A 3,728-nucleotide genomic window follows, 5' to 3' on the forward strand; every position below is an offset into this window, starting at 1 on the left:
GAACGACATTACAACCAGTATAATTACAAGCAAATTTGCAAGCTCATTATTTCCTGACTGGTACGCGCTATAAATTGAAATCGCCATAGTGTTCGTTTTTCCGGGTATGTTCCCAGCAACCATCAGGGTTGCTCCGAATTCTCCTACTGCCCGCGCAAAACTCAGGACGCAGCCTGCCATAATGCCTTTCTTTGCAAGGGGCAGGGTTATGAAAAGCGCAGTTTCCATTTCATTTCTCCCGAGGATACGGGATGCTTCTTCAACACTTTTGTCCACTGCTCCTATGGCTGAAGTAGTGGTTTTTACCATCAGGGGCAAAGAGACTACAAAGGCTGCGATGGCTGCTGCCTGCCAGGTAAAGAGGATCCCGCTCCCCGTAATTTTGTTGAAGGTGCTTCCTATGAATCCATTTTTTCCCAGCAGGATAACAAGGATGTATCCGGTTACAGTCGGGGGAAGAACCATAGGCATGGTAACCATAACGTCAGCTAACCATTTCCCCGGAAACTCCCTTTTTGCCAGTATATAAGCAATTAAAATTCCCAGCACCGCCACAAAGAGGGTTGCAATGAAGGAAATCTTGAGGGTAAGTAGAAGTGGGGTCGCGATTATTTGAAAGGTTTCCATCAAATCCCTCTAGTTTCCATCAAATCCCTCTATTTTGTGCTTTTTTCGGTTCTGAATATTTTAGAGCTTTTTTGATTCATTAAAGCTCTTTTAGTTTCTTTTTTTCATTTTTGTTTCTGGTTAGGAGTTTCTTGATTCAAGAGAGTATCATACTGTATTGAAGCCGTATTCTGCCAGGATTTCCTGTCCTCTGGTTCCGGTTACAAAATCAACGAATTCCTGCGCTTCTTCCTTATTTGCTGATCCGCTTACCACTGCTATGGGGTAAGTTATAGATTCGTTAATAGGAGCTGTAAATGCTATCTCATACAGGTCTTTCTGCCCGCTTTCGGCATCTGTAATGAACACAAAACCTGCATCAGCTTCTCCAGTTTCCACATAAGTGAGTACCTGCTTCACAGTTTCTCCAAAGATAACCTTAGTCTCTATTTCGTTCCAGATCCCTGCATCTTCCAGCGCATGTTTTGCATACTTTCCTATTGGTGTAGTTTCAGGGTTTCCTATCGCGATTTTTTCTGTGCTGTTTGCAGTCAGGTCTTCTAAAGTTTTCGTGCTTTTGGAACCGTTTTTCTCAGGCACCACCATTACAACGGTGTTTGCTGCAAAATCTTTTCTTGAGCTTTCTTCGATCAGGCTTTTCTCAGATAGGAGGTCCATATCACTCTCGGAAGCCGAAGCGAACACATCAACAGGTGCCCCTGACTCAATCTGTGTCCGAAGCGTTCCCGAACTAGCAAAGTTCAGTTCAACATTTGTGTCCGGATTCTCGGCTTCGAATTCGCTGTCAATGTCAGTAAAAGCCTCGTTCAGGCTTGCAGCTGCCGAAATAGTGATGGTCTTCGGTTCCTCTTCTGCTCCTGGGGAGCCTGCAATAAAGGCAAGTACGGAAAGGCAGAGGATTGCTGCAAGAGCTGGAAATATCAGTTTTTTTGATTTACTGTCGCTCACCGCGATCCCTCTACGCGTTCATCTTTTGCTCCCTCGCCTGCATATGCAGCCGGTTCAACCTGTACAGGTGCAGTGAAGGTATCAGTAGCTTCAAGGATGGTATTGGTGATCCTGTCCAGAAGTTCCAGGGCTCCCCTGTATCCGACAGTAAGAATGCGCTGTGCGCCTACCCTGTCGTGGATCGGCAGGCCGACCCTTACAAGGGGGATGTCGCGTGCTTTGGCAATATATCTCCCTTTTGAGTTCCCTATCAGGATCTCAGGGCCGCATTCGCTTACCGCGTCGTTGAGGGTGTCAAAGTCAATTCCGTCCAGAACCACAGGTTCCAGTTCCGGCCTTATCTCCTCGAAGATTTGCTTAATTCTCTTTTCAAAGTCCCGGTTTTTGCTCCCTGTTGACACCAGGACGGGGTTCATCCCGAGTTCCAGCATGAAGGTCGTCAGGCTAAACACACTGTCCGGGTCCCCGTAGACCGCTGCCTTTACCCCATAGAGATATTTGTGCACATCAACCATGGCATCGAGCAGCCTTCCCCTTTCGTTCTGGTATTTATCGGGGATAGGGCAGCCAAGGGTACGGACCAGTTCCGTAAAAAAAAGGTCGGTGTTTAAGAGCCCTATGGGTATGGGAACATTGTGTCCGGGAACCCCGTGGTAATCTTCAAGGTATTTCACAGCCAGGTTAGTGCTGACAACACCAAGGCCGATGCTTGCCCTGCTGTTAGGCATATCTGCAATCTCGGATAGTGGAGTGCCTCCTACTGCTATTTTTGGGAGCTTTTCCCTAAGGGGTGCATCAAAGGTATCGGAAATGTCTGGAAGGAAGATGTAATCTCCAGCCATAAATTCAAGAATCTCTTTAATTTCTCTTACATCGGCAGGTGAAAAGCTTTCGACAGGGATGAGATTGAGTTTTCCATTCGGGATTTTTAGAAATTCTTCTTCTCCAGATTTTTCTGAAAATTTCCTCACGACAGCGTCCAGGGCTTTTATGTACCCGCTGACATGGCTTTCCCCGTAGCTGGGGGTGGAAACCGGGATGATTATTATGTCTTTTTCAGGGTCGTCTCCGATCCCTTCCTCTTCTTTGAATTCCTTTATTATTGCAGGAACATCGTCTCCTATAGTTTCGGTAAGGCAGGTGGTGGCAACACCGATCACTTTCGGGTTATATCTCTTAATGACATTTTTTAATCCTTTTTTCAGATTCTCCGTTCCTCCATATACTGCTTCTTTTTCGTTAAGGGAGCTTGATGCAATTTCCACAGGTTCTCTGAAATGATGGGAAAGGTGCAGGCGCATATAGGTGCTGCAGCCCTGAGATCCGTGGTAGAGGACCATCGTATTTTCAATCCCTTTAAAGGCAAGGGCACTTCCCATGGGCTGGCACATAACACAGGGGTTCACGGTTGCATAGTTTCTTTTAGTCATCTCATTGCCTCCTCATACCTGACTCTCAACTGCAACATCTGAGTGTAAAAATTCCGGTTTCAGGGCTACACCTTTGCATTTCTTTGCATATGGTTTTTCGGAAATCTTTTCTTCGGCAGTAGCTTTTTCCGGTTCCACGAATTCGAGTTTAAGGATCCTCTGCCTGACAGCTTTCCAGACAGGGCTGTTAATCGAGGCATCTACTTCCTTTGCGAAGTTTACAAAGCCGTCAAAGCCTTCAAACTCCACCACTCTGTCGTGGTTGAAGTCACAGAAGGCAACTCCCAGCTTGTATGCGATAAACCTCTCTTTAACTCCTGCAACCATCAGGTCGGCTTTCTGTTTCACGAGCAGGTCTGCAAGTTCCAGGGGGTTTGCATCGTCTACGATTACAGTCCCGTCCCTGACCGAATAGCTGATCTGCTCATAGTCTTCTTTTTTCCCGGTCTGGGTACCGATGATAACTACTTCCATGCCGAGTTCCGCAAAACCTTTGATAAGCGTGAGGGCTTTTGCAGGGCCTCCCATGTAGATGGCGGCCTTTTTCCCTTTGACCCTCTCCCGAACCCTGGAAATTTCAGGCATGATACGGTTTGTTTCAGCTTCCAGGATTTCTTCTGCCTTCTTTTTCATCTCTTCGGAGCCAAAGTATTCCGCAGTCTTCCGAAGAGCAATGGAAATATCTTCGATTCCGAAGAAACTTATGGTTTGATATGGAATCCC

At 46.5% G+C, this 3,728-nt stretch carries 4 protein-coding genes; all 4 read right to left on the minus strand.

Annotated features, from left to right (window positions below; all coding sequences use genetic code 11):
* Positions 1-627 (minus strand): molybdate ABC transporter permease subunit (gene modB / locus PLL47_RS07445; RefSeq protein ID WP_324445560.1); only part of this gene is annotated, 627 nt, incomplete at its 3' end.
* Between the two features lie 147 nt (positions 628-774).
* The gene (modA, locus tag PLL47_RS07450; protein WP_324445561.1) at positions 775-1,575 is read right to left on the minus strand and encodes a molybdate ABC transporter substrate-binding protein; all 801 of its coding nucleotides are present in this window, start codon (positions 1,573-1,575) and stop codon (positions 775-777) included.
* Complete coding sequence (locus PLL47_RS07455) at positions 1,572-3,005, minus strand: nitrogenase component 1 (protein ID WP_324445562.1); 1,434 nt, start codon at positions 3,003-3,005, stop codon at positions 1,572-1,574. Before PLL47_RS07455 ends, modA begins: the two co-directional genes overlap by 4 nt.
* 12 nt (positions 3,006-3,017) lie before the next feature.
* The coding region (locus PLL47_RS07460) for a nitrogenase component 1 (RefSeq protein WP_324445563.1) at positions 3,018-3,728 on the minus strand (711 nt) is incomplete at its 5' end.

This window comes from Methanosarcina sp. (assembly GCF_035390745.1).
Taxonomy (GTDB): Archaea; Halobacteriota; Methanosarcinia; order Methanosarcinales; family Methanosarcinaceae; genus Methanosarcina.